This window comes from Rehaibacterium terrae (assembly GCF_014202935.1).
In the GTDB taxonomy this organism is placed as follows: domain Bacteria; phylum Pseudomonadota; class Gammaproteobacteria; order Xanthomonadales; family Xanthomonadaceae; genus Rehaibacterium; species Rehaibacterium terrae.
Map to the genome: position 1 here is coordinate 271378 of NZ_JACHHX010000001.1, position 21260 is coordinate 292637.

Sequence of the window (21260 nt, forward strand, 5' to 3'; positions counted from 1 at the left end):
TTTCCCGAGCCCCGGGACCCGAGTCCCGCCCTCAGTCGAGGTGTTCGAGCACGTAGTCCGCGCTGCTGACCTTGAACTCGCCCGGCGCCTCGACGTGGATCTGCTTGACCACCCCGTCCTCGGCGTACAGCGCGAATCGCCTGGCGCGCAGGCCCATGCCGAAAGCGGTCGCGTCCAGCTCCAGCCCCAGGGCCCGGGTGAAGGCGCCGTTGCCGTCGGCCAGCATGTGCAGATCGTCGGGCACGCCCTGGCTCTTGCCCCAGGCGTCCATCACGAAGGCGTCGTTGACCGCCAGACAGGCGACCTCGATGCCGCGCTTGCGGAACTCGTCGATCCTTTCGACGAAGCCGGGCAGGTGCCTGGCCGAGCAGGTGGGCGTGAATGCGCCGGGTACGCCGAACAGCACGACCTTCCTGCCGGCGAAGATCTCGTCGGTATCGACGGCCTGCACGCCGTCGCGCAGGACGTTGAGGGTGGCGCGGGGAATCCTGTCTCCGACCCGGATGCTCATGGTGGCCTCGTGTGCAGCGGAATGGGGAGCGGAGTGTAGCAGCGGGGCTTGAACTCACGGCTGGAATCCCCATCTATCCGGGCATGGCAGCCCCGGCCCGCCGGGGTTCGCCCCGGCCAAGCATGCAGGAGGATCGACCATGAGCATCGTGCGTTACAACCCCTGGGCGGTGCAGAACAGCCTCCAGGAAGAAATCAAGCAGGTCTTCGACCGCTTCTTCAGCGAGACCGACGCCGACCAGTCCAACGTGGTGACCAGCCAGTGGGTGCCCCGGGTGGACATCAAGGAAGAACCCGAGCGCTTCGTGATCTTCGCCGACATCCCCGGTGTGGATCCGAAGGACATCGAGATCAACATGGACAAGGGCATCCTGTCGATCCGCGGCGAGCGCAAGTCGGAGACCCGTGAGGAGACCGACCGCTACTCGCGGATCGAGCGCCAGCACGGCGTGTTCTACCGCCGCTTCGCGCTGCCGGACAGCGCCAACCCGGACGGCATCACCGCCAGCGGCAAGAACGGCGTGCTGCAGATCGACATTCCCAAGAAGCCCGAGACCACGCCGCGCCGCATCACCGTCAACGGCGGCTGACCGCGACGACGGGCCGGGGCCCTCACGGGCACCCGCTCGCACGGCCTGCGGTGCTGAGCCGCGGGCCGTGTTCTTTTGTGTCGGGTTCGCGCACACTTCGCGACGTCCCGATGCGATGGATAAGCTCACGCCATGCAGTTCAAGGATTACTACAGCACGCTCGGCGTCGAACCCGGCGCCGGCGAGGCCGAGCTGAAGGCCGCCTACCGCCGGCTGGCGCGCAAGTACCACCCCGACGTCAGCAAGGAGCCAGGGGCCGAGGAGAAGTTCAAGGCCGTCAATGAGGCCTACGAGGTGCTGCGCGATCCGGTCCGACGGGCGCAGTACGACCAGCTGCGTGCCGGCGGCTACCGGGCGGGCGAGGAGTTCCGCCCGCCGCCGGGTTTCGGCCAGCACGGGGCGCAGGGGTTCGATTTCGATTTCGACGAGGGCGCCGGCGGTTTCAGCGACTTTTTCGAGTCGCTGTTCGGCCGCATGCGCAGCGGGCGTCCGCAGGCGGCGTCCGGTGGCGATGTGCGGGCGCGGCTGGCGATTCCGCTGGAGGTGGCCTATGCGGGCGGCAGCCAGCGGCTGAACGTGGACGGGCGCACCCTGGAGGTGAAGATCCCGGCCGGCATCCGTCCCGGACAGGTGATCCGTCTGGCCGGACAGGGGCAGGGTGGCGCCGGCCGGCGTGGCGATCTGCTGATCGAGATCGACTACCAGCCGCACCCACAGTTCGAGGTCGACGGCCGCAACATCATCTACACCCTGCAACTCGCACCGTGGGAGGCCGCGCTCGGCACCACCGTCACCGTACCGACGCTGGGTGGGCCGGTCGAACTCAAGGTGCCGCCGGATTCCGACGCCGGCCGCAAGCTGCGTCTGCGCGGCCGCGGCCTGCCCGGCAAGCCGCGCGGCGACCAGATCGTCGAGATCGAGATCCGCGCCCCGCGTGCCGCCAACGACCGCCAGCGACAGGTCTACCGCGACATGGCCAAGGCCTTCGGGGGCGACGCAGGCCAGGGCTGAGGGCTGCAGAGCATGGTTCCAGGCTGGCCCGGCAGGCTTCGTGTGCCAAGCCGGGCGCCGGCGCCAGGTTCGCGATGCCGGGGCCGGGACAGGGGGCGGTAGCGGACCCTTCGGCGGGCTCGGCCCGTGCATGCGGCGCACTCGCCAGCGCAAGGCTCGCGCGACGCGCCTGCTTTCGCAGGCTCCGGAACGCGTCGGGACACGCGGCGGGGTCAGCCGGCCTTGGGGCCGAGCAGCTCGTTGACGACCTGGGTCAGTTGCGCTTCGTTGAACGGCTTGACGATGTAGGCCTTGGCGCCCTGGCGCATCCCCCAGACCTTGTCGGTTTCCTGGTCCTTGGTGGTCACCAGCACGACCGGGATGTGGGCGGTGAGCGGATCCTTGGTGATCGCGCGGGTGGCCTGGAAGCCGTTGAGGTTCGGCATCACCACGTCCATCAGGATCAGGTCCGGCAGCTCTCGCCTGGCGACTTCGACGCCGGCGGCGCCGTCCTCGGCCGTGAGCGGCTCGTGGCCGAGCTTCTCGATGACCCGCTTCATGCCCAGCAGCTGGGAAGGCGAGTCGTCGACGATCAGGATGCGTGCCATCGGATGCGCTCTCGGGGGATTCGGCCGCCGCGATTGTAGCCCCGCGGCCGGACATGTCCACAGGATGGATCAGATCCGCACCAGGGTCCGCCCGAAGGACTCGCCCTGCAGCATGCGCGGAAAGACCTCGTGCAGTTCGTCGAGACCCACTTCGCGCGTGCAGATCGCCGGCAGGTGGGCCGGCTTCCAGTCCGAGGCCAGGCGCTGCCAGACCTGCTCGCGGATGTCGCGCGCGGTGCCGGCCGAGGCGATGCCGAGCAGGCTCACGCCGCGGATGATGAAGGGCATCACCGTGGTCGACAGCGTGTGACCGCCGGCCAGGCCGCAGCTGGCGATGTTGCCGTACGGCTTGATGACGCGGGTGAGGCCGGCCAGCATCTCGCCGCCGACGTTGTCGATGGCGCCGGCCCATATCGCTGTTTCGAGCGGGCGCTGGCCCAGATCGAGATCGCGGCGCGAGACCACCTGCCTGGCACCGAGCATGGTCAGGAAGTCCAACTGCTCGAACTTGCCGGTGATGGCATGTGCCTCGTAGCCGGCGCGGGTGAGGATGTCGATCGCCAGCATACCGACGCCGCCGGTGGCCCCGGTCACCACGACCGGGCCCATCGTCGGGGTCTGGCCGTTCTGCATCATCCGGAACAGGGCCAGGCCGGCGGTGAAACCGGCGGTGCCGAGGATCATCGCCTCGCGCAGGTCGAGCCCGGCCGGCAGGGGGATCGCCCATTGCGACTCCAGCCGCACGTACTCCGAATAACCGCCGTCGCGCGTCTCCGACAGCCCGCAGCCGGTGCACAGCACCGCGTCGCCTTCCCTGAAGCGCGCATCGCTCGACGCCACCACATGGCCGGCCACGTCGATGCCGCCGACCAGCGGGAACCGGCGCAGGATCTTGCCCTCGCCGGTGCCGGCCAGCGCGTCCTTGTAGTTGACGCTGGAGTAGGCGGCACGGATCACCAGCTCGCCCGGTGAGAGGTCGTCGAGCCCGATCGTTTCCAGCCCGGCGCGATAGCCGGCCTTGTCATGGTGGATGCGGAAGGCGCGGAAGGCGGCAGGGACGCTCATGCTGTTGCTGTCTCCTGGAAGGCCAAGGGCGCCCGCAGGCGCCCTCTGGCGGAAGCTGCGGCTCAGTTGGCCTTGTGGATCGCGCGCTTGTCCACTGCCAGGGCGGCTTCGTGGACCGCTTCGGACAGGGTCGGGTGGGCATGGCAGATGCGTGCCAGATCCTCGGCCGAGCCCTTGAACTCCATCGCCACCACGCCTTCATGCACCAGCTCGGAGACGTTCGGGCCGCACAGGTGCATGCCGAGGATGCGGTCGGTCTCGGCATGCGCGATCACCTTCACCATGCCGGCGGTTTCATTCATCGCCACGGCGCGGCCGATGGCGGCGAACGGGAAGGTGCCGACCTTGTACGGGATGCCCTCGTCCTTGCACTGCTTCTCGGTGCGGCCGACCCAGGCGATTTCCGGCTCGGTGTAGATCACCCACGGCACGGTGTTGAAGTCGACGTGGCCGGGCAGGCCGGCGATCATCTCGGCCACCGCGATGCCTTCCTCCGAGGCCTTGTGCGCCAGCATCGGGCCGCGTACGCAGTCGCCGATGGCCCATACGCCCTCGACGCCGGTGTGGCAGTGCTCGTCCACCTCGATCATGCCGCGTCCGTCGAGCCTGACGCCGGTGCCCTCGGCCAGCAGCCCCTCGGTGGCGGCGCGGCGGCCGACCGAGACCAGCAGCTTGTCGACGACCAGGGTCTGGTCTTCCTTGCCGTCGTTGTAGGTGAGATGGACTTCGTTCTTCTTGACCTCGACCTTGCCGACCTTGCAGCCGAGCCGGATGTCCAGGCCCTGCTTTTTGAACTCGCGCGCGGCCACCTTGGCGATGTCGGCGTCGGCGGCGGCGAGGAAGTCCGGCAGCGCTTCCAGGATGGTCACCTCGGCGCCGAGGCGGCGCCACACGCTGCCCATCTCCAGGCCGATCACGCCGGCGCCGATCACGCCCAGACGCTTGGGGGTCTCCTCGAAGTCGAGCACGCCGATGTTGTCGACGATGTACTTGCCGTCGTACTTGGCGAACGGCAGCTCGATCGACACCGAGCCGGCCGCGAGGATCACGTTGGTGGCCTTGAGCACGGCTTCGCCGCCGTCGTGCAGCTTGACCTTCACCACGCGCTCCGGGTGCAGGGTACCGAAGCCGTGGAAGGCGGTGACCTTGTTGGCCTTGAACAACTGCGCCACGCCGCCGTTGAACTGTTTGACGATCTTGTCCTTGCGGGCAACCATCTTCTTGACGTCGATGGCCACGTTGTCCGCCGTGATGCCATGGTCGGCGAACATGTGGGTCAGGTTGTGGAACTGCCGCGAGGAATCGAGCATCGCCTTGGACGGGATGCAGCCGACGTTGAGGCAGGTGCCGCCCAGCGCCAGCTTGCCGTCGCCCTTGGCCTTGAAGGCGTCCACGCAGGCGACCTTCATGCCGAGCTGCGCGGCGCGGATCGCCGCCACGTAGCCGCCGGGGCCGCCGCCGATCACTACAACGTCGAAGTTCTGCTGTTCGCTCATGGTCGTTCCGGTCGTCGATATTCAGGGGGTGTGCGCAGGAGAACGCTGAGCGGTCAGCGGAACCAGCCGCTCACCGCTCACAGCCGCGCCGCTTACATGCCCAGCAGCATGCGGTGCGGGTTCTCGAGCTGGTTCTTGATGTCGACCAGGAACAGCACCGCGTCCTTGCCATCGATGATGCGGTGGTCGTAGCTGAGCGCGATGTACATCATCGGCGCGGCGATCACCTGGCCGTTCTCCACCACCGGACGCTCCTTGATGGCATGCATGCCGAGGATCGCCGACTGCGGCGGGTTGACGATCGGCGTGGACATCAGCGAGCCGAAGGTGCCGCCGTTGGTGATGGTGAAGGTGCCGCCCTGCAGGTCTTCCAGCGCGAGCTTGCCGTCGCGGGCCTTCTTCGCGTAGTCGGCGATGGCCTGCTCGACCTCGGCGAAGCTCATCGACTCGGCGTTGCGCAGTACCGGCGTCACCAACCCCTTGTCGGTGGCGACGGCGATCGAGATGTCGGCGTAGCCGTGGTAGATGATGTCGCTGCCGTCGACCGAGGCGTTGATGATCGGGAAGCGCTGCAGCGCGTTGGCGGCGGCCTTCACGAAGAAGCTCATGAAGCCGAGCTTGATGCCGTGGGCCTTCTCGAACTGCTCGCCCATGGTCTTGCGCATCTTCATCACCTCGCGCAGATTCACCTCGTTGAAAGAGGTGAGCATGGCGATGGAGTTCTTCGACTCCATCATGCGCTCGGCGATGCGCTGGCGGATGCGGGTCATCGCCACGCGCTGCTCCGGACGGGCGCCGGACGGCGCGGCACCGGTTTTGCCGCTCATGTAGTTGACCAGGTCCTCCTTGGTCACGCGGCCGCCGCGGCCGGTGCCCTCGACCTGCGCGGGATCGATGCCGTGCTGCTCGGCGACACGGCGGCCGGCCGGCGACAACTCGGCGGTGCCGGCCTTCTTCGTGGCGGGCGCGGCGGCCTTGGCGGCCTTGGGGGCCTCGGCCTTCTTTTCTTCGGCCTCGGTGGCGGGTTTTTCGTCCTTGGCTTCGGCGACCGCGCCTTCCTCGATCAGGGCGATGACCTGCTGGCTGGTCACCGTGTCACCGGCCTGGAACTTGATCTCCTTGAGCACGCCGTCCACCGGCGAGGGCACTTCCAGCACGACCTTGTCGGTTTCCAGATCGACCAGGTTCTCGTCGCGCTTGACGGCGTCGCCGACCTTCTTGTGCCAGCTGGCGATGGTGGCGTCGGAAACGGATTCCGGCAGGACGGGGACTTTGACTTCGGTGCTCATGGACGGGGTCCTGGGTTGCGTCGGTCGTGGGGAAGGGCGAGGGTCGGGATCATTCGGCGGCGAGGTCGCCGTTGAGCTTGCCGACGAGCGCGTCGTCGACCAGCTTGGCCTGCTCGGCCACATGCTGGTTGAAATGGCCGCAGGCCGGGGCGGGCGAACGTCCGCGGCCGGCGTAGTGCAGGTGCTGCCCGGGTTGCAGGCAGGCCCGCAGATGATGCTGGATCTGGTACCAGGCGCCCTGGTTCATCGGCTCCTCCTGGCACCACACCACGTCCGTGACCGCAGCAAAGCGCTTGAGCTCGGCCGACAGCTCGGCGCGCGGGAACGGGTACAGCTGCTCGACGCGCACCAGCGCGACGTCCTCGAGGCCGCGCTTTTCGTGTTCTTCCAGCAGGTCGTAATAGACCTTGCCGGCGCAGACCACGACGCGCTTGGTCTTTTTGGCATTCTTGACCTGGCTGTCCGGGATCAGCAACTGGAAGCCGCCGCCGCTGAGGTCGTCCAGCGTCGAGACCGACAGCTTGTGGCGCAGCATCGACTTGGGTGTCATCACCACCAGCGGCTTGCGGGCGGCGCGCTTCATCTGCCGGCGCAGCATGTGGAACATCTGCGCCGGCGTGGTCGGCGCGCAGACCTGCATGTTGTCCAGCGCGCACAGCTGCAGGAAGCGCTCCAGGCGCGCCGAGCTGTGCTCGGGCCCCTGGCCCTCGTAGCCGTGCGGCAGGAACAGCACCAGCCCGCACAGGCGGCCCCACTTGGCCTCGCCGGAGGCGATGAACTGGTCGATCACCACCTGGGCGCCGTTGGCGAAGTCGCCGAACTGGCCTTCCCAGATGGTCAGCGTGGTCGGGTCGGCGGTGGCGTAGCCGTACTCGAATGCCAGCACCGCCTCTTCGCTCAGCAACGAGTCGATGATGGTGACGTATTCGGGCTTGTCGACCAGCTGGCGCAGCGGCCAGTACGTTTCGCCCGTGGTCTGCTCGTGCAGCACCGCGTGACGGTGGAAGAAGGTGCCGCGGCCGGCGTCCTGGCCGACCAGGCGCAGCTTGAAGCCTTCGTCGATCAGGGTGGCGTAGGCGAGGTTCTCGGCGAAGCCCCAGTCCATCGGCTGCTCGCCGGCGGCCATCCTGCGGCGGTCCTCGTAGATCTTGGCCACGCGCGGGTGCAGCTTGACCTGCTCGGGAATCTGGAAGATCCGGTCAGCCAGTGTCTGCAGCCGGTCCGGCGCCACCCGGGTATCGGCCGGGCTGTCGATGCGGCCCTTGAGGTAGGGTGTCCAGTCGACGGTGATGGCATCGGCCGCCGGCGGCACCACCTCGGCGGTGACCTCGCCGGCATCCAGTCGGTCGCGGTAGGCGTCCATCATCGCCTGCGCCTCGTCGGCGCCGATCACCTTTTCCTCGACCAGCTTGAGGGCGTACAGCTCGCGGGTGGTCTTGCGGCGGCGGATGTTCTGGTACATCAACGGCTGGGTGGCCGCCGGCTCGTCGGCCTCGTTGTGGCCGTGGCGGCGGTAGCAGACCAGGTCGATCACCACGTCCTTGCGGAAGGCCTGGCGGAAGTCGAGGGCGAGCTGGGCGCAGAACACCACCGCCTCCGGGTCGTCGCCGTTGACGTGCAGGATCGGCGCGCCGACCATCTTGGCGACGTCGGTGCAGTACAGGGTCGAGCGGGCGTCGTCGACGCGCGAGGTGGTGAAGCCGACCTGGTTGTTGATGACAACATGCACCGTGCCGCCGACGGCGAAACCGCGTGCCTGCGACATCTGCAACAGCTCCATCACCACGCCCTGGCCGGCGAAGGCGGCGTCGCCGTGCATCAGCACCGGCAGCACCTGCTTGCGCTCGGTATCGTCGCGGCGCAGCTGACGGGCACGCACCGAACCGGCCACCACCGGGCCGACGATTTCCAGGTGCGAGGGATTGAAGGCCAGCGCCAGATGCACCGGCCCGCCCGGGGTCTTGATGTCCGAGCTGAAGCCCATGTGGTACTTCACGTCGCCGGTGTGGGCCGGGTCGTCGACGTGGTCGAACTTGCCCTCGAACTCGGCAAACAGCTTGTGCGGCGGCTTGCCGAGGGTGTTGACCAGGACGTTGAGGCGGCCGCGGTGGGCCATGCCGATGGCGATCTCCTTGACGCCGTCGGCGCCGGCGCGCTGCACCAGCACGTCCAGCAGCGGGATCAGGCTGTCGCCGCCTTCCAGCGAGAAGCGCTTCTGGCCGACGTACTTGGTGTGCAGGTAGCGCTCGAGCCCTTCCGCCGCGGTCAGGCGCTCCAGGATGCGCTTGCGCTGGTCGGCGCCGAAACCGAAGCGGCCGGCGGCGCGCTCCAGACGCTCGTACACCCAGCGGCGCTGCTCGGCGTCGGTGATGTGCATGAACTCTGCGCCGATGCTGCCGCAGTAGGTGGCCCTGAGCTGGGCGACCAGATCCCGGAGCTTCATCCGGGCCGGACCGCCGAAGTGCGGGCCGGTGCCGAACTCGCTGTCGAGGTCGGCATCGGACAGGCCGTGGAAGGCCAGCTCGAGGTCCGGTGCCGCCGGCTTGACCATCATGCCGAGCGGGTCGAGATCGGCCTGCAGGTGGCCGCGCGAGCGGTAGGCGGTGATCAGCTTGAGCACCGCCCCCTGCTTGGCGGCGTCCTCATCACAGACCGTGCCCGGCGCGACCCGGCCGGCGGCCTTCGCCGCCTGCCGGATGCCGGCCATCACCGCCGAATGCGGGATGTCGCCGGCCTCGCGCCCCTTCATGCCGTCGAAATAGGCTTTCCATTCCGGCCCGACACTGTCGGGATCGACCAGGTACTGCTCGTAGAGGTCTTCCACGAAGGCGGCGTTGCCGCCGGAAATGTGCGAGGTCTGAGCGAACTGCTTGATAAGGCTTTCCACGGCGAGTACCGGGCCCTGTGCGTTCGGGGCTAAAGGATTGTCGGGGCAGGATTTTTCTGGAGCCTGCTGCGCCGCAGCAGACAAGTTTCCAATTATAGCCCGATGGCGCAGCGCACCGGAACCTGAGCCAAGGCACGCGCGGCCTTGGGCCGACCTGGATCACGCGGCGGCCGGGAGGCCGGTGCTTTGGTGCTCTTGCCCGGGTCCCGTCCCCGCTTCAGATCCCCAGCGCGCGGAACTCGCTGCACACGCGGCTGCGCTCCCAGACCGGATCGAACAGGGCGGTCAGCTGGCGCGCCCGTGCCGGCGCGCAGGCGCTGGCCTCGCCCTCGAAACGGCTGCCGAGGGCGCGGAACAGGAAGCCGCCGCGGTCGGTGGCGACGAAAGCGGCCGGGTAGTGCTCGTCCTGCGGCTCGACCGGCGCACGGAAGTGGAAGGTGCTGGCCAGCCGTTGCGCCAGCGCCAGCAGCGGATGATGGCGCAGCTGGACGTTGGCCGGATCCTGCACCAGCACCCGCACCTGCGCGCCGCGGCGACCGGTGGCGAACTGGCGCAGGGCATCGAGCACATCCGGGCGGCCGAACAGCAGCGGGTCGAGGTCGCGGGTGTAGATACGGATCAGGCTGCGCGCCAGCGGGATCATCCGCAGCAGCGCCGCGGCGGCCTGTTCGGCGCTATCCACCGGCTGCGGCGGCTCGGCGGGCGGCAGGTCGGAGGGCGCGCGCGGCACGGCCTCGGTCGGCGTCAGCGCCAGACGCATGGCCTGATGTTCGATGCCGGCCTCGTCGAAGCGCTCGCCGTAGGGCTCGAAGCCGAGCTTCTGGTAGAAGCCGATCGCCGCGACCTGCGCGTGCAGGCTGACCTCGGGCCAGCCGAGCGCGCGGGCACGGTCGAGCAGGGCGTGCATGATCGCCTCGCCCACGCCCTTGCCGCGCCAGTCGCGCATCACCGCCATGCGGCCGATCTTGCGCTCCGGGGTGAGCCGGCCGGTGCCGATCGCATGGCCCGCCGCGTCGCGTGCCAGCACGTGATGGCACTTGGGGTCCAGTGCATCCCATTCCTCTTCGAGCGGGACGTTCTGCTCCTGCACGAACACCGTCTCGCGGACGCGGCGCAGGTCTTGGAAATCGGTGGCGTAGTCGGCCGGTTCGACGTGGAAGCCGGCCTCCGGATCGATGGTGGCGCGCATCGGGGATTCCTCGTGCTGTTCTCTCGCCCGCTACCGGGTCGGGCCGTCCGCCCGGGCCCGGTGCGGACGATAAAGTCCACGGCGGACGAGCGCCATCACGGCCGCCCGGGCGTCGGCATCGAGCGCGGCGAGATCCGCGCCATCGAGCGACTCGGCATTGGCGAGCCGGCGTGCGGCGGCCACGCCCATCGGGTAGTCCTGGCCGTGCGCGTACAGCCGCGCGCCCCGGCCGGCACGGGCCCAGGCGAAGCGGGCGAAGGGGTGGCGCAGCAGACGGCCGCCGGCGGAGAGCGTTTTCTCCACCGTGGCCGCTGTCGGCAGGCGGCCCGGCGGGCTCAGGTCGCCGGCCGCGCGGTAGGTGGTGATGAAGCGGCCGAACCAGTCGCGCAGTTCGCCGGCGTCGATGGTCCTGAGCCGGGCCAGGGCGGCATCGAGGCGTGCCAAGGCGGCGGCGTCGATCTCGGCCGGATCGGTGGCGGGTGCCAGGTCGGGGTCGGCGTAGCGCTGCTCGTCGGGGATCGAGGCGGCCAGGTGCTCGACCAGGTCCACCATCAGCTCGGCCACCGAGGGCGCGCGCATGCCCAGCGAAAAGGTCAGGCAGGCATCCACCGCCTCGCCATGGTGCGGCACGCCGGGCGGCAGGTAGAGCATGTCGCCGGGCGCCAGCACCCATTCGTGGGTCGGCGTGAAGCGCTTGAGCAGCTTGAGCTCGGCGTCGTCGCGGAAGTCCTGCGGCGCCTTCGGATCGGTGCTGATCTGCCAGCGGCGCTGGCCTTGGGCCTGCAGCAGGAACACGTCGTACTGGTCGGTGTGCGGGCCGACCGAGCCGCCCGGGGCGGCGAAGCTGATCATCACGTCGTCGATGCGCCAGCGCGGCAGGAACGAAAAATGCGCGATCAGCGCGCGGACGTCGGCGTCCCACTTGTCCACGTCCTGGACCAGCAGGGTCCAGTCATTGCGCGGCATCTTCGGGAACGTCTCTTCGGCGAACGGACCGTGGCGCAGCTCCCAGCGGTCGCGCTTGCGGTCGTGGACGACGATGCGCGACAGCGCCGCCTCCTCGCAGGCCAGCCCGGCCAGGTCCTCGGGCTCGATCGGCGGGACGAAGCCGGGGAAGGCGTTGCGGATCAGCAGCGGCTTCTTCTGCCAGTAGTCGCGCAGGAAGCGTTCGGGCGGCATGCCGAGCGGCGGCAGCCGGGAAGCGTCGATTTCGATCGGGGTGCGCATGGCTTCAGCCTCGAATGCAGGGGCGGTGTGAGCCGCGATCGTTTCTGCCCTCATCCCTTTCGAGGGGGAGCGGGCGCTGGCTTGTGATCCGGTCGCGACCGGCCGGCCCTCCCTGCCGGCGATCCTTGGGACTCAACTTCCGCGCGCCCGCTGCCGCTCCGGCCCCCGTTTCAAGGGCAGGCGGGCATCCTGCCCGCGTCACGCGGCCAGTTGCGTGCGGTCAAATCTCCTTCGCCAGCCGCTCGGCCAGGCCGGTGTAGCTGGCCGGGGTGAGTGCCAGCAGGCGATCCTTGGCGTCCTGCGGCAGGTCGAGACCGGCGATGAATTGGCGCATGGCGGCTTCACTGATGCCGTGGCCGCGGGTCAGCGCCTTGAGCTGTTCGTAGGGGTTGGGCAGGCCGTGGCGGCGCATCACCGTCTGCACCGGCTCGGCCAGCACTTCCCAGGCGGCGTCGAGGTCTTCGGCGAGGCGCTCGGGGTTGGCGCTGAGCTTGCCCAAGCCGCGCAGCAGCGCATCCAGCGCCACGACGGTGTGGCCGAAGGCGGTGCCGAGCGCGCGCAGCACGGTGGAGTCGGTCAGGTCGCGCTGCCAGCGGCTGATCGGCAGCTTGGCGGCGAAGTGCTCGAACAGTCCGTTGGCGACGCCGAAGTTGCCTTCGGCGTTCTCGAAGTCGATCGGGTTGACCTTGTGCGGCATGGTGCTGGAGCCGACTTCGCCAGCCTTCACCGCCTGCTTGAAGTAGCCCAGCGAGATGTAGCCCCAGACGTCGCGGCACAGGTCGATGCCGATGGTGTTGATGCGGCGCTGCACGTCGCACAGCTCGGCGATGCAGTCGTGCGGCTCGATCTGGGTGGTGTACGGGTTCCAGGTCAGCCCGAGCGACTCGACGAAGCGGCGCGACAGTGCCGGCCAGTCGACCCCCGGGTAGGCGACGACGTGGGCGTTGTAGTTGCCGACCGCGCCATTGATCTTGCCCAGCAGCTCGACGCCGTCGAGTTGGCGCCGCTGCCGCTGCAGCCGGGCCAGCACGTTGGCGATCTCCTTGCCGACGGTGGTGGGCGAGGCGGTCTGGCCGTGGGTGCGCGAGAGCATCGGCAGCGCGGCGTACTCGTGCGCCATCGCGCGCAGCTTGCCGGCGAGCGCGTCGAGCATCGGCCCGAGCACCGCCGCGCGCGCCTCGCGCAGCATCAGCGAATAGCTGAGGTTGTTGATGTCCTCGGAGGTGCAGGCGAAGTGCACGAACTCCAGCGCCGGGGCGAGTCCGGCATCGTCCTTGAGCCGCTCCTTGAGGAAATACTCCACCGCCTTGACGTCGTGGTTGGTGGTGCGTTCGATCGCCTTGACCCGCGCGGCGTCCTGCACCGAGAAGCCGTCGGCGAGCGCGCGCAGCCGGGCCGTGGCGGCGTCGGAGAACGGTGCGAGCTCGACGATGCCAGGCTCCGCGGCCAGCGCCAGCAGCCACTCGACTTCGACCTTCACCCGCGCCCGGATCAGGCCGTACTCGGAGAAGATCGGGCGCAGGGCCTCGGCCTTGGCGGCGTAGCGGCCGTCGATGGGGGACAGGGCGGTGAGGGCGGCGTCGGTCATGGCGGGCGCGGCGGCAGCGGGAAACGGCAAATTCTACACTGCCGGGCCGGTCGCCCCTTCATCGTGCGCCGTCAGATCAGCGCGTCGCACTCACGCTCGAAGGCTGCGCGCGCCACGTCGTCGGCCGGTGTCGCGTGCAGTGCGCGCACGGCGTCGAGCAGTCGTGTCGCGCCGACGAAAGCGCAGGCCGCCTTGAGCTGATGCAGCGTCGCCTGCGCGGTGGTCGCGTCGCCAGCGGCCAGTGCCTGCCGGATCGCGCTGCGCTGCCGGGGCAGTTCGGTGAGGAAGAGCTGGCGTAGCGCCAGCACCGTCTCGATCCGGCCGCCAGCGGCCGCCAATGCGCGGGCCTCGTCCCACGGGCCTCCGTCCGGCCGGGGTGGCGCCGACGTGTCTCCGGCAAGCTGCGCCAGCACGGCCGTGCGCAGGGTCTCGCCATCGAGCGGCTTGGTCAGCACCTTGGCGAAACCCGCCGCGCGCAGGCTGGCATGGCGTTCCGGGAAAGGGTCGGCGGTCAGGGCCAGCGCGGACGGCACCGACGGCGCGTCGGCATGCAGGCCGGCGCGCAGGTCGGCGAGCAGTCGCTCGCCGCTGCCGTCGGGCAGGTTGGCGTCGATCAGCCACAGGGCGTGGATCTGCACGCGGGCCAGTCGCCGGGCCTGGGCGGCATCGGTGGCCAGATCGACGATGGCCGGCAGCGCTTCCAGCGCGGCGGTGAGGAAGGCGCCGCTGACCGGGTCGTCCTCGACCAGCAGCAGACGGAGTGCAGTGTTCATCGCCGAATCCCTAGCAACGACTATGCTGTGAGCATGCAGAGCGCAGGGACAGGCGGCAAGTGGCTGCTCCTGCTGGCCGGCCTGTGGCTGGTCCAGCCGGCCGCCGCGCGCACGCTGCGGGCGGAGATCGCCGCACTGGACGCCGGACTGGCGCGGGCCGAAGGGCTGCGGCTCGAACTGCGCTGGCCCGACGAAGCGACGCAGGGCGAACTCGTCGTCAGCGTCGATCGCCTCGATGCCGGCGACTTCGGCTACCGCTTCGCCACGCTCGACTGGCGCTGCCCGCTGGCTCGGGACGGCGAGGGCAACTGGCGCTGCGAGGGGACGCTGCGCAGCGCCGGCCATCCCGACAAGCGTCTGGCGGTAGCCGTCTCGTCGGTGGCCACCGAGGTCGACCTGGCGCAGGGACGCAGCCGGATCGGCCTGCGCCGCCACGTCGCCGCGCCGGACGACACGCGGCTGCTGCTGGAGCGGGTGCCGGTGGCCTGGCTGCAATCCTTCCTCGCCACGCTGTGGGCGGAAGGGCGGCCGCAGGCCGGACGGGTCGACGGCGAGCTGCGCATCCGCACACCGACCGACGCGCCGCTGCAGGTGGCAGGTGACCTGCGCCTGGCCGGCATCGGGCTGGACACGCCCGACGGCTGGCTGGCCGCCGAAGGCGTCGCGGCGAATGCGCGGCTGGACTACCGCAGTGACGGGCGGCACCAGCAACTGAGCCTGCGCGGTGAATTCCGCGGCGGCGAGCTGCTGGCCGGCACGCTGTACGTGCCGCTGCCGGCGACGGCGCTGCCGTTCGAACTGGCCGGCGAGCAGCGCGGTGCGGGCGGCTGGCGCCTCCCACGCCTGCGCTGGAGCGACGGCCGGACGCTCGCGCTGGAAGGCAGCCTGGTCCTGGATGCCGACTCCGGACTCGCCGCGCTGGACCTGACCGCCCGCAGTGACGACCTGGCCACGTTGCGCGAGCGCTACCTCAGCGGCTGGCTGGGGCTGGCCGGCCTGGCCGACCTGCAACTGCACGGTGCGGCCGAGGCCGCGCTCGCGCTCGATGCCGACGGCCCACGCACGATGCGCCTGCGACCGCAGGAGGTGAACATCGTCGATCCGGCCGGCCGCTTCGGCTTCGCCGGGCTCGCCGGAGACCTGCACTGGACCGCCGCCGCGCCGCCGCAGCGTGGCGAACTGCGTTGGGCCAGCGGCGCGATCTACGGCATCGGCCTCGGTGCCGCGCGCTTCCCGCTGGAGAGCAGCGCCCGCGAACTGCGGTTGGCGTCGCCGGTCGTGCTCGACGTGCTCGCCGGCAGCCTGCGGCTCGACGACTTCAGGCTCACGCCGCCGCTCGGCGCCACCGGCGCCCGTGCCCGGCTCGGCATCGAGCTGCGGGGCCTGGACCTCGCCCAGCTGTCGCAACGGCTCGGCTGGCCGCCGTTCACCGGCAGCCTCAGCGGCCGCATCCCCGCCGCGCACTACGCCGACAACCGGCTGCAGTTCGACGGAGGGCTGACGATGAACCTGTTCGATGGCGAGGTGCGGATCGGCGCGCTGTCGATGGAACGCCCTTTCGGCGTCGCGCCGACCTTGAGCGCCGACGTCGATTTCTCCGGCCTGGACCTGGAGCCGCTCACCGCGGCCTTCGGCTTCGGCGAGATCACCGGCCGGCTGCAGGGGCGCATTGCCGGGCTGCGCCTGCTGGACTGGTCGCCGGTCGCCTTCGACGCCGACCTGCACACCGACCCGGCCTGGCGTGGCCGCCGGCGGATCAGCCAGCGCGCCGTGCAGGACATCTCCAACATCGGCGGCGGCGGGCTTGTCGCCGGCCTGCAGAACCAGCTGCTGCGCCGCTTCAGCAGCTTCGGCTACGAACGGATCGGCATCAGATGCCGGCTGGCCGACGACGTGTGCCTGATGGACGGTATCGGTTCAGCGGGGCAGGGCTATACCATCGTCGAAGGCGCCGGCCTGCCGCGGATCACCGTGGTCGGCTTCCAGCGCCGGGTCGACTGGCCGGTACTGGTCGACCGGCTGAAGGCGGCAACCGAGGGTCAGACACCCATCGTCCGATAAGGAGTTCTCCATGCGCAGGCTGCTCGTTCCGTTCCTCGCGCTGACGCTGCTCATGCTCAGCGCCTGCGTCACCATCAATGTCTACTTCCCGGCAGCCGAGGCCCGCGAGGCGGCGAAGGAGTTCGTGGAGAAGGTGATCGGCGAGGACGGCGAGCGCCAGCCGCCGGCCGCGCGTGACAACCGCGGCGCGATGCGGTCGCCGGGCGAGGCGGTGCTGAGCTTCTTCATCGGCAGCGCCCACGCCCAGTCGGCCGACATCAACATCCGCACCCCGGCGATCCAGGCCATCCAGGCGCGCATGGCCGAGCGCTTCCGCACCCACCTGCAGCCGCACTTCGACTCCGGTGCCCTGGGCTTCACCCGGGACGGCCTGATCGTCGTGCGCGACGCCTCCAAGGTGCCGCTCAACGCCCGCGTCGCGCTCAACCAGCACGTCGCCGACGACAATCGCGACCGCAACGCCGTCTACCGCGAGATCGCCGTGGCCAACGGGCACCCGGAGTGGGAAGGCCAGATCCGCGAGATCTTCGCCAGCCAGTGGATCGCCAGTGCACGCAGCGGCTGGTGGTACCAGGACAACGGTGGCTGGCGGCAGAAGTAGGCCGATACCGCACGAAGCACGGCGAACACGCGGGGCGCGGATTTGAGACAATCCGCGCCCCGCTGTCATTCCGGATGCCCGTGTCCCGCTCCAACGCACCGCAGGAATTCGAGCTCGACATCGTCGATCTCAGTCACGATGGCCGAGGCGTGGCCCGTCGTGAAGGCAAGGCGATGTTCGTCGCCGGCGCGCTGCCCGGCGAGCGCGTGCGCGCCAGGCTGATCCGCCGTCACCGCAACTTCGACGAAGGTGAAACGCTGGCGGTGCTCGCGGCATCGCCGGATCGCGTCGAGCCGCGCTGCGCCCACTTCCGGCAGTGCGCGGGCTGCGTGCTGCAGCATCTGGATGCCGGCAAGCAGATCCAGGCCAAGCAGAAGGTGCTGCTGGAGAACCTCGAGCGGATCGGCCACGTGAGCGCGGAACGCATCCTGCCGCCGCTCACCGCCGACAGCTGGGGCTATCGCCGCAAGGGCCGGCTGTCGGTGCGCTGGGTGGAAAAGAAGGGCAAGACGGTGGTGGGCTTTCGCGAGACCAACCCGCGCTTCGTCGCCGATGTCGCCCGCTGCGAGGTGGTGGTGCCGGAGATCGGCACCCGCATCGGCGAGATCGCGGCCATGGTCGACCGCCTCGACGGCAAGCGCGAGATCCCGCAGATCGAATTCATCGCCGGTGACGGAGCGGTGGCGCTGGTATTCCGCCATCTCAATCCGCTGAGCGGACGCGACACCGGCATCCTCACGCAGTTCGCGCAGGACACCGGGCTGGCGGTGTTCCTGCAGCCGGGCGGCGTCGATTCGGTGCGACCGCTGTGGCCGCAAGCCGTGCCGTTGTCGTTCCGGCTGGCCGATTCCGGCATCGAGCTGGCCTTCCGTCCGCTCGACTTCATCCAGGTCAACGCCGCCATCAACGACCGCATGATCGCCCACGCGCTGGACCTGCTCGATCCGCAGGCCGGCGACCGCGTGCTCGACCTGTTCTGCGGTCTGGGCAACTTCACCCTGCCGCTGGCGCGCCGTGCCGGCCGCGTGGTCGGCGTCGAGGGCGAGGCCGGGCTGGTGCAGCGGGCGCGCGACAATGCCGCCGCCAACGGCATCGGCAATGTCGAGTTCTTCACCGCCGATCTGGCGAAGGATCTGGCCGCCGAGCCGTGGATGCGCGACGGCTTCGACAAGCTGCTGCTCGATCCGCCGCGTTCCGGCGCCGACGTGGTGCTGGCGCAGCTCCCGCTCGATGGCATCGACCGCATCGTGTACGTGAGCTGTCACCCCGGCTCGCTGGCGCGCGATGCCGGTTTCCTCGTCCGCGAGCGCGGCTACACGCTCAAGGCGGCCGGCGTGATGGACATGTTCCCGCACACCGCGCACGTCGAGAGCATCGCGCTGTTCGAGCGCTGAGCTTTCCACGGGACCGGCTCACGCCGCGCCTGCAGGGGAATCCCATGGGCATCGAGATCGAACGCAAATTCCTGGTCGCCGGCGACGGCTGGCGCGCGGCCGCGCAGCGGGTCGAGTGCATGGCCCAGGGCTATCTCAACGACGCCGCTTCGGTGGAAAGCGGCCGCCAGCGCTGCTCGGTGCGGGTGCGCATCATCGGCGAGGCGGCTTTCCTCAACATCAAGTCGCGCGAGCTGGGGGCTGTCCGGCAGGAGTTCGAATACCCGATTCCGGCCGACGAGGGCAGGGCGCTGCTGGACCTGTGTGTCGGCGGCCGGGTCGAGAAACGCCGCCACTATGTCGAGCATGCCGGCCACCTGTGGGAAGTGGACGAGTTCCTTGGCGACAACGCCGGGCTGGTGGTGGCCGAGATCGAGCTGGACGATCCCGACCAAGCCTTCGAGAAGCCCGATTGGCTGGGACGCGAGGTGACCGATCAGCGCCGCTACTACAATCTGGCCCTGGCCGAGCGGCCGTATTCGCAGTGGACGCAACAGGAGAAGGCCTGATGCTCGTCATCGGCATCGCCGGCACCGGGCTGTCGGCGCAGGAGAAAGACTGGTTGCAGCATCCGGCCGTGGCCGGCGTGATCCTGTTCGGTCGCAACTTCGCCTCGCGCGAACAAGTGGCTGACCTCAGCGCCGCCATCCGCGATGCCGCGCCGCGCCCGCAGCTGATCTGCGTGGACCAGGAGGGCGGGCGCGTGCAGCGCTTCCGCGAGGGCTTCACCGCGCTGCCGCCGCTGAGCGTGTTCGGCGAGCGCTACGCCACCGACCCCGCCGCCGCGCTGGCGCTGGCCGAGGAGCATGCCTGGCTGATGGCGCGCGAGATCCTCGCCTTGGGGGTGGACCTGAGCTTCGCGCCTGTGGTGGATCTGGGCCGCGGCAACCGGGCTATCGGCGACCGCGCCTTCCATGCCGATCCGGTGGTGGTCGCGGAATTCGCCCGCGCCTATGTGCGCGGCATGCACAGCGCCGGCATGGCGGCGACGCTCAAGCATTTTCCCGGCCATGGCTCGGTGCTGGAGGACACTCACTTCGACGATGCCGTCGATCCACGGCCGCTGGAAACGCTGCAGGCCGAGGATCTGCTGCCATTCGTCGCCGGCATCGGGGCCGGCGCCGACGCGGTGATGATGGCGCATGTGAGCTACCCGGCCGTGGCGCCGGAGCCGGCGGGGTATTCGTCGCGCTGGATCGACGGCATCCTGCGCGGCGAGCTGGGTTTCCGCGGCGTGGTGTTCTCCGACGACATCGGCATGGCTGCCGCGGAAAGCGCGGGCGGCGTCGCCGCGCGCATCGATGCCCACCTCGATGCCGGCTGCGACGTGGTGCTGGTGTGCGCGCCGGCGCTGGTCGAGGATTCGCTCCGGGCGATGGACCGCCGTCCCGCTTCCAACACGATGGCGTTGAGCGGCCTGCTCGGCCGCGGCCCGCGCGGCTGGGACGGCCTGCTGGCCGACCCCCGCTATGCTGCCGCCCGCGCCACGCTCGCTCCCGACGACTCCCGTACAGGACTGGCCTGACCCGCATGCACAACGACCTCGCCACCGCGCTCGCCCGCTCCGATCTGCTGTTCGACCGCGCCCAGATCGAGCAGGCCATCGCCCGCATGGCCGCCGCCATCCGCGCCGACTACGCCGGCCAGCGTCCGCTGTTCCTCACCGTGATGCACGGCGGCATGCTTTTCGCTTCGCTGCTGGCGCTCGAGATCAGCGAGGCGGTCGATCTCGAGTTCGATTACCTGCATGCCACCCGCTACCGCGGCGCCACCAGCGGTGGCGGCCTGCACTGGCTGCATCGCCCGGCCACGCCGCTGGCCGGGCGCCGCGTGTTGCTGGCGGACGACATCGTCGACGAGGGCCACACCCTGGCCGAGGTGCGCGACTGGTGCCGGCAGCAGGGGGCCGCCGAGGTCCGCATCGCGGCGCTGGCGGTCAAGCGGCATGACCGCTGCGTCCCTGGTCTGGCGGCCAATTACGTGGGCCTCGAAGTCCCGGATCGCTACGTGTACGGCTTCGGCATGGACTACCACGAGCAGGGGCGCAACCTGCCGGCGATCCATGCCTTGAGAACCGAAGGCTGACAGCGGCCGCATCGCATAGGAATCGCCACGCATGACCGACATCGCACTCGCCGTCATCGGCGGCACCGGCCTCTACAAGCTCGCCGCGCTGGAAAACGTCGACAGCTTCGAGCGCGACACGCCCTACGGCGCCGCGTCCGGGCCGGTGCGGATCGGCGACTTCGCCGGTCGCCGCATCGCCTTCCTCGCCCGCCACGGCGAGGGCCATTCGGTTCCGCCGCACCGCATCAACTACCGCGCCAACCTGTGGCTGCTGAAGGAGGCCGGCGCGCGCCGCGTGCTCGCCGTCAACGCCGTCGGCGGCATTACCGAGCGCTGGGGGCCGCGCACGCTCGGCGTGCCCGATCAGCTCATCGACTACACCTGGGGCCGTGTGTCCACCCTCTGCGAGGAGCCCGGCAGCGAGGTGCTGCACGTGGACTTCACCGAGCCGTACACGCCCGCGCTGCGCCGGGCCGTGCTGAAGGCCGGCGCGGCGGCCGGCATCACCCTGGTCGACGGTGGCTGCTATGGCGTCACCCAGGGACCGCGGCTTGAGACCCGCGCCGAAGTCGCGCGCTTGCGCCGCGACGGCTGCGATCTGGTCGGCATGACCGGCATGCCCGAGGCGGCGCTGGCGCGGGAGCTGGGCCTGGACTATGCCTGTCTGGCGCTGGTCGCCAACTGGGCGGCCGGTTGCGGCGACCAGACCGAGATCACCCTCGACGAGGTCTTCGCCAACCTCGAGCACGCCACCGCGCCGATCCCCCGTCTGCTCGAGCACCTGCTGGCGGATTGAGTGCCCTGTTGGCAAGCGTGCGGGGCTTTCGCATACTCGGGCCGTGCGCGCCAACACATCCGCACCGGATGGCCACGCTGCTGACGGGCA

Annotated in this window: 19 protein-coding genes; 9 read left to right on the forward strand and 10 right to left on the reverse strand. The window is 69.9% G+C overall.

What is annotated here, in order from left to right:
• Nucleotides 1-31: 31 nt before the first annotated feature.
• Complete coding sequence (locus HNQ58_RS01145) at nt 32-511, reverse strand: peroxiredoxin (protein WP_183946943.1); 480 nt, start codon at nt 509-511, stop codon at nt 32-34.
• 139 nt (nt 512-650) lie between these two features.
• Here HNQ58_RS01145 and HNQ58_RS01150 point away from each other — a divergent pair, with 139 nt between their 5' ends.
• Together HNQ58_RS01150 and HNQ58_RS01155 are read left to right on the forward strand one after the other, a co-directional pair.
• Nucleotides 651-1100: an Hsp20/alpha crystallin family protein gene (locus tag HNQ58_RS01150; protein WP_183946944.1), complete on the forward strand. Its 450-nt coding sequence runs from the start codon at nt 651-653 to the stop codon at nt 1098-1100.
• 132 nt (nt 1101-1232) lie between these two features.
• The gene (locus tag HNQ58_RS01155) at nt 1233-2111 is read left to right on the forward strand and encodes a DnaJ C-terminal domain-containing protein (RefSeq protein WP_183946945.1); all 879 of its coding nucleotides are present in this window, start codon (nt 1233-1235) and stop codon (nt 2109-2111) included.
• 212 nt (nt 2112-2323) lie between these two features.
• Here the strand turns inward: HNQ58_RS01155 and pilH are convergent, their stop codons facing one another.
• From pilH to HNQ58_RS01200, 9 genes are all read right to left on the reverse strand, one after another.
• Nucleotides 2324-2698 (reverse strand): twitching motility response regulator PilH, encoded by a 375-nt coding sequence (pilH, locus tag HNQ58_RS01160; protein WP_183946946.1) that lies wholly within the window; start codon nt 2696-2698, stop codon nt 2324-2326.
• A gap of 69 nt (nt 2699-2767) precedes the next feature.
• Entirely contained in the window at nt 2768-3763 is a 996-nt protein-coding gene (locus HNQ58_RS01165; RefSeq protein ID WP_183946947.1) for a YhdH/YhfP family quinone oxidoreductase, read from the reverse strand.
• Nucleotides 3764-3825: 62 nt separating this feature from the next.
• Complete coding sequence (lpdA, locus tag HNQ58_RS01170) at nt 3826-5259, reverse strand: dihydrolipoyl dehydrogenase (RefSeq protein ID WP_183946948.1); 1434 nt, start codon at nt 5257-5259, stop codon at nt 3826-3828.
• Nucleotides 5260-5351: 92 nt separating this feature from the next.
• Nucleotides 5352-6548: a dihydrolipoyllysine-residue succinyltransferase gene (sucB, locus tag HNQ58_RS01175; protein WP_183946949.1), complete on the reverse strand. Its 1197-nt coding sequence runs from the start codon at nt 6546-6548 to the stop codon at nt 5352-5354.
• A 49-nt stretch (nt 6549-6597) separates the two neighbouring features.
• Nucleotides 6598-9435, reverse strand: coding sequence for a 2-oxoglutarate dehydrogenase E1 component (locus tag HNQ58_RS01180; RefSeq protein WP_183946950.1), 2838 nt, complete (start codon nt 9433-9435; stop codon nt 6598-6600).
• A gap of 217 nt (nt 9436-9652) precedes the next feature.
• Nucleotides 9653-10624: a GNAT family N-acetyltransferase gene (locus tag HNQ58_RS01185; RefSeq protein WP_183946951.1), complete on the reverse strand. Its 972-nt coding sequence runs from the start codon at nt 10622-10624 to the stop codon at nt 9653-9655.
• A gap of 30 nt (nt 10625-10654) precedes the next feature.
• On the reverse strand, nt 10655-11851 hold the full coding sequence (locus HNQ58_RS01190) for a cupin domain-containing protein (protein WP_183946952.1): 1197 nt from the start codon (nt 11849-11851) through the stop codon (nt 10655-10657).
• Nucleotides 11852-12071: 220 nt separating this feature from the next.
• Nucleotides 12072-13439, reverse strand: coding sequence for an adenylosuccinate lyase (gene purB, locus HNQ58_RS01195; RefSeq protein ID WP_183946953.1), 1368 nt, complete (start codon nt 13437-13439; stop codon nt 12072-12074).
• Nucleotides 13440-13510: 71 nt separating this feature from the next.
• Complete coding sequence (locus HNQ58_RS01200) at nt 13511-14212, reverse strand: Hpt domain-containing response regulator (RefSeq protein ID WP_183946954.1); 702 nt, start codon at nt 14210-14212, stop codon at nt 13511-13513.
• A 27-nt stretch (nt 14213-14239) separates the two neighbouring features.
• Here HNQ58_RS01200 and HNQ58_RS01205 point away from each other — a divergent pair, with 27 nt between their 5' ends.
• The 7 genes from HNQ58_RS01205 (at nt 14240) to HNQ58_RS01235 (ending at nt 21170) form a co-directional block, all read left to right on the forward strand.
• Nucleotides 14240-16273, forward strand: a complete 2034-nt coding sequence (locus HNQ58_RS01205; protein ID WP_183946955.1) for a translocation/assembly module TamB domain-containing protein — start codon at nt 14240-14242, stop codon at nt 16271-16273.
• A gap of 10 nt (nt 16274-16283) precedes the next feature.
• Complete coding sequence (locus HNQ58_RS01210; protein WP_183946956.1) at nt 16284-16874, forward strand: YdbL family probable chaperone protein; 591 nt, start codon at nt 16284-16286, stop codon at nt 16872-16874.
• Between the two features lie 74 nt (nt 16875-16948).
• Nucleotides 16949-18268 carry a 23S rRNA (uracil(1939)-C(5))-methyltransferase RlmD gene (gene rlmD / locus HNQ58_RS01215; RefSeq protein WP_183946957.1) on the forward strand — a complete coding sequence of 440 codons (1320 nt, stop codon included), beginning with the start codon at nt 16949-16951 and terminating at the stop codon, nt 18266-18268.
• 44 nt (nt 18269-18312) lie between these two features.
• Nucleotides 18313-18816 (forward strand): CYTH domain-containing protein, encoded by a 504-nt coding sequence (locus HNQ58_RS01220; RefSeq protein ID WP_183946958.1) that lies wholly within the window; start codon nt 18313-18315, stop codon nt 18814-18816.
• On the forward strand, nt 18816-19832 hold the full coding sequence (gene nagZ / locus HNQ58_RS01225) for a beta-N-acetylhexosaminidase (protein WP_183946959.1): 1017 nt from the start codon (nt 18816-18818) through the stop codon (nt 19830-19832). The genes HNQ58_RS01220 and nagZ overlap by 1 nt, the downstream gene beginning before the upstream one ends.
• Before the next feature lie 5 nt (nt 19833-19837).
• Nucleotides 19838-20392 (forward strand): hypoxanthine-guanine phosphoribosyltransferase, encoded by a 555-nt coding sequence (locus HNQ58_RS01230; RefSeq protein ID WP_183946960.1) that lies wholly within the window; start codon nt 19838-19840, stop codon nt 20390-20392.
• 31 nt (nt 20393-20423) lie between these two features.
• Nucleotides 20424-21170 carry an S-methyl-5'-thioinosine phosphorylase gene (locus tag HNQ58_RS01235; protein WP_183946961.1) on the forward strand — a complete coding sequence of 249 codons (747 nt, stop codon included), beginning with the start codon at nt 20424-20426 and terminating at the stop codon, nt 21168-21170.
• The last annotated feature ends 90 nt before the right edge of the window (nt 21171-21260 follow it).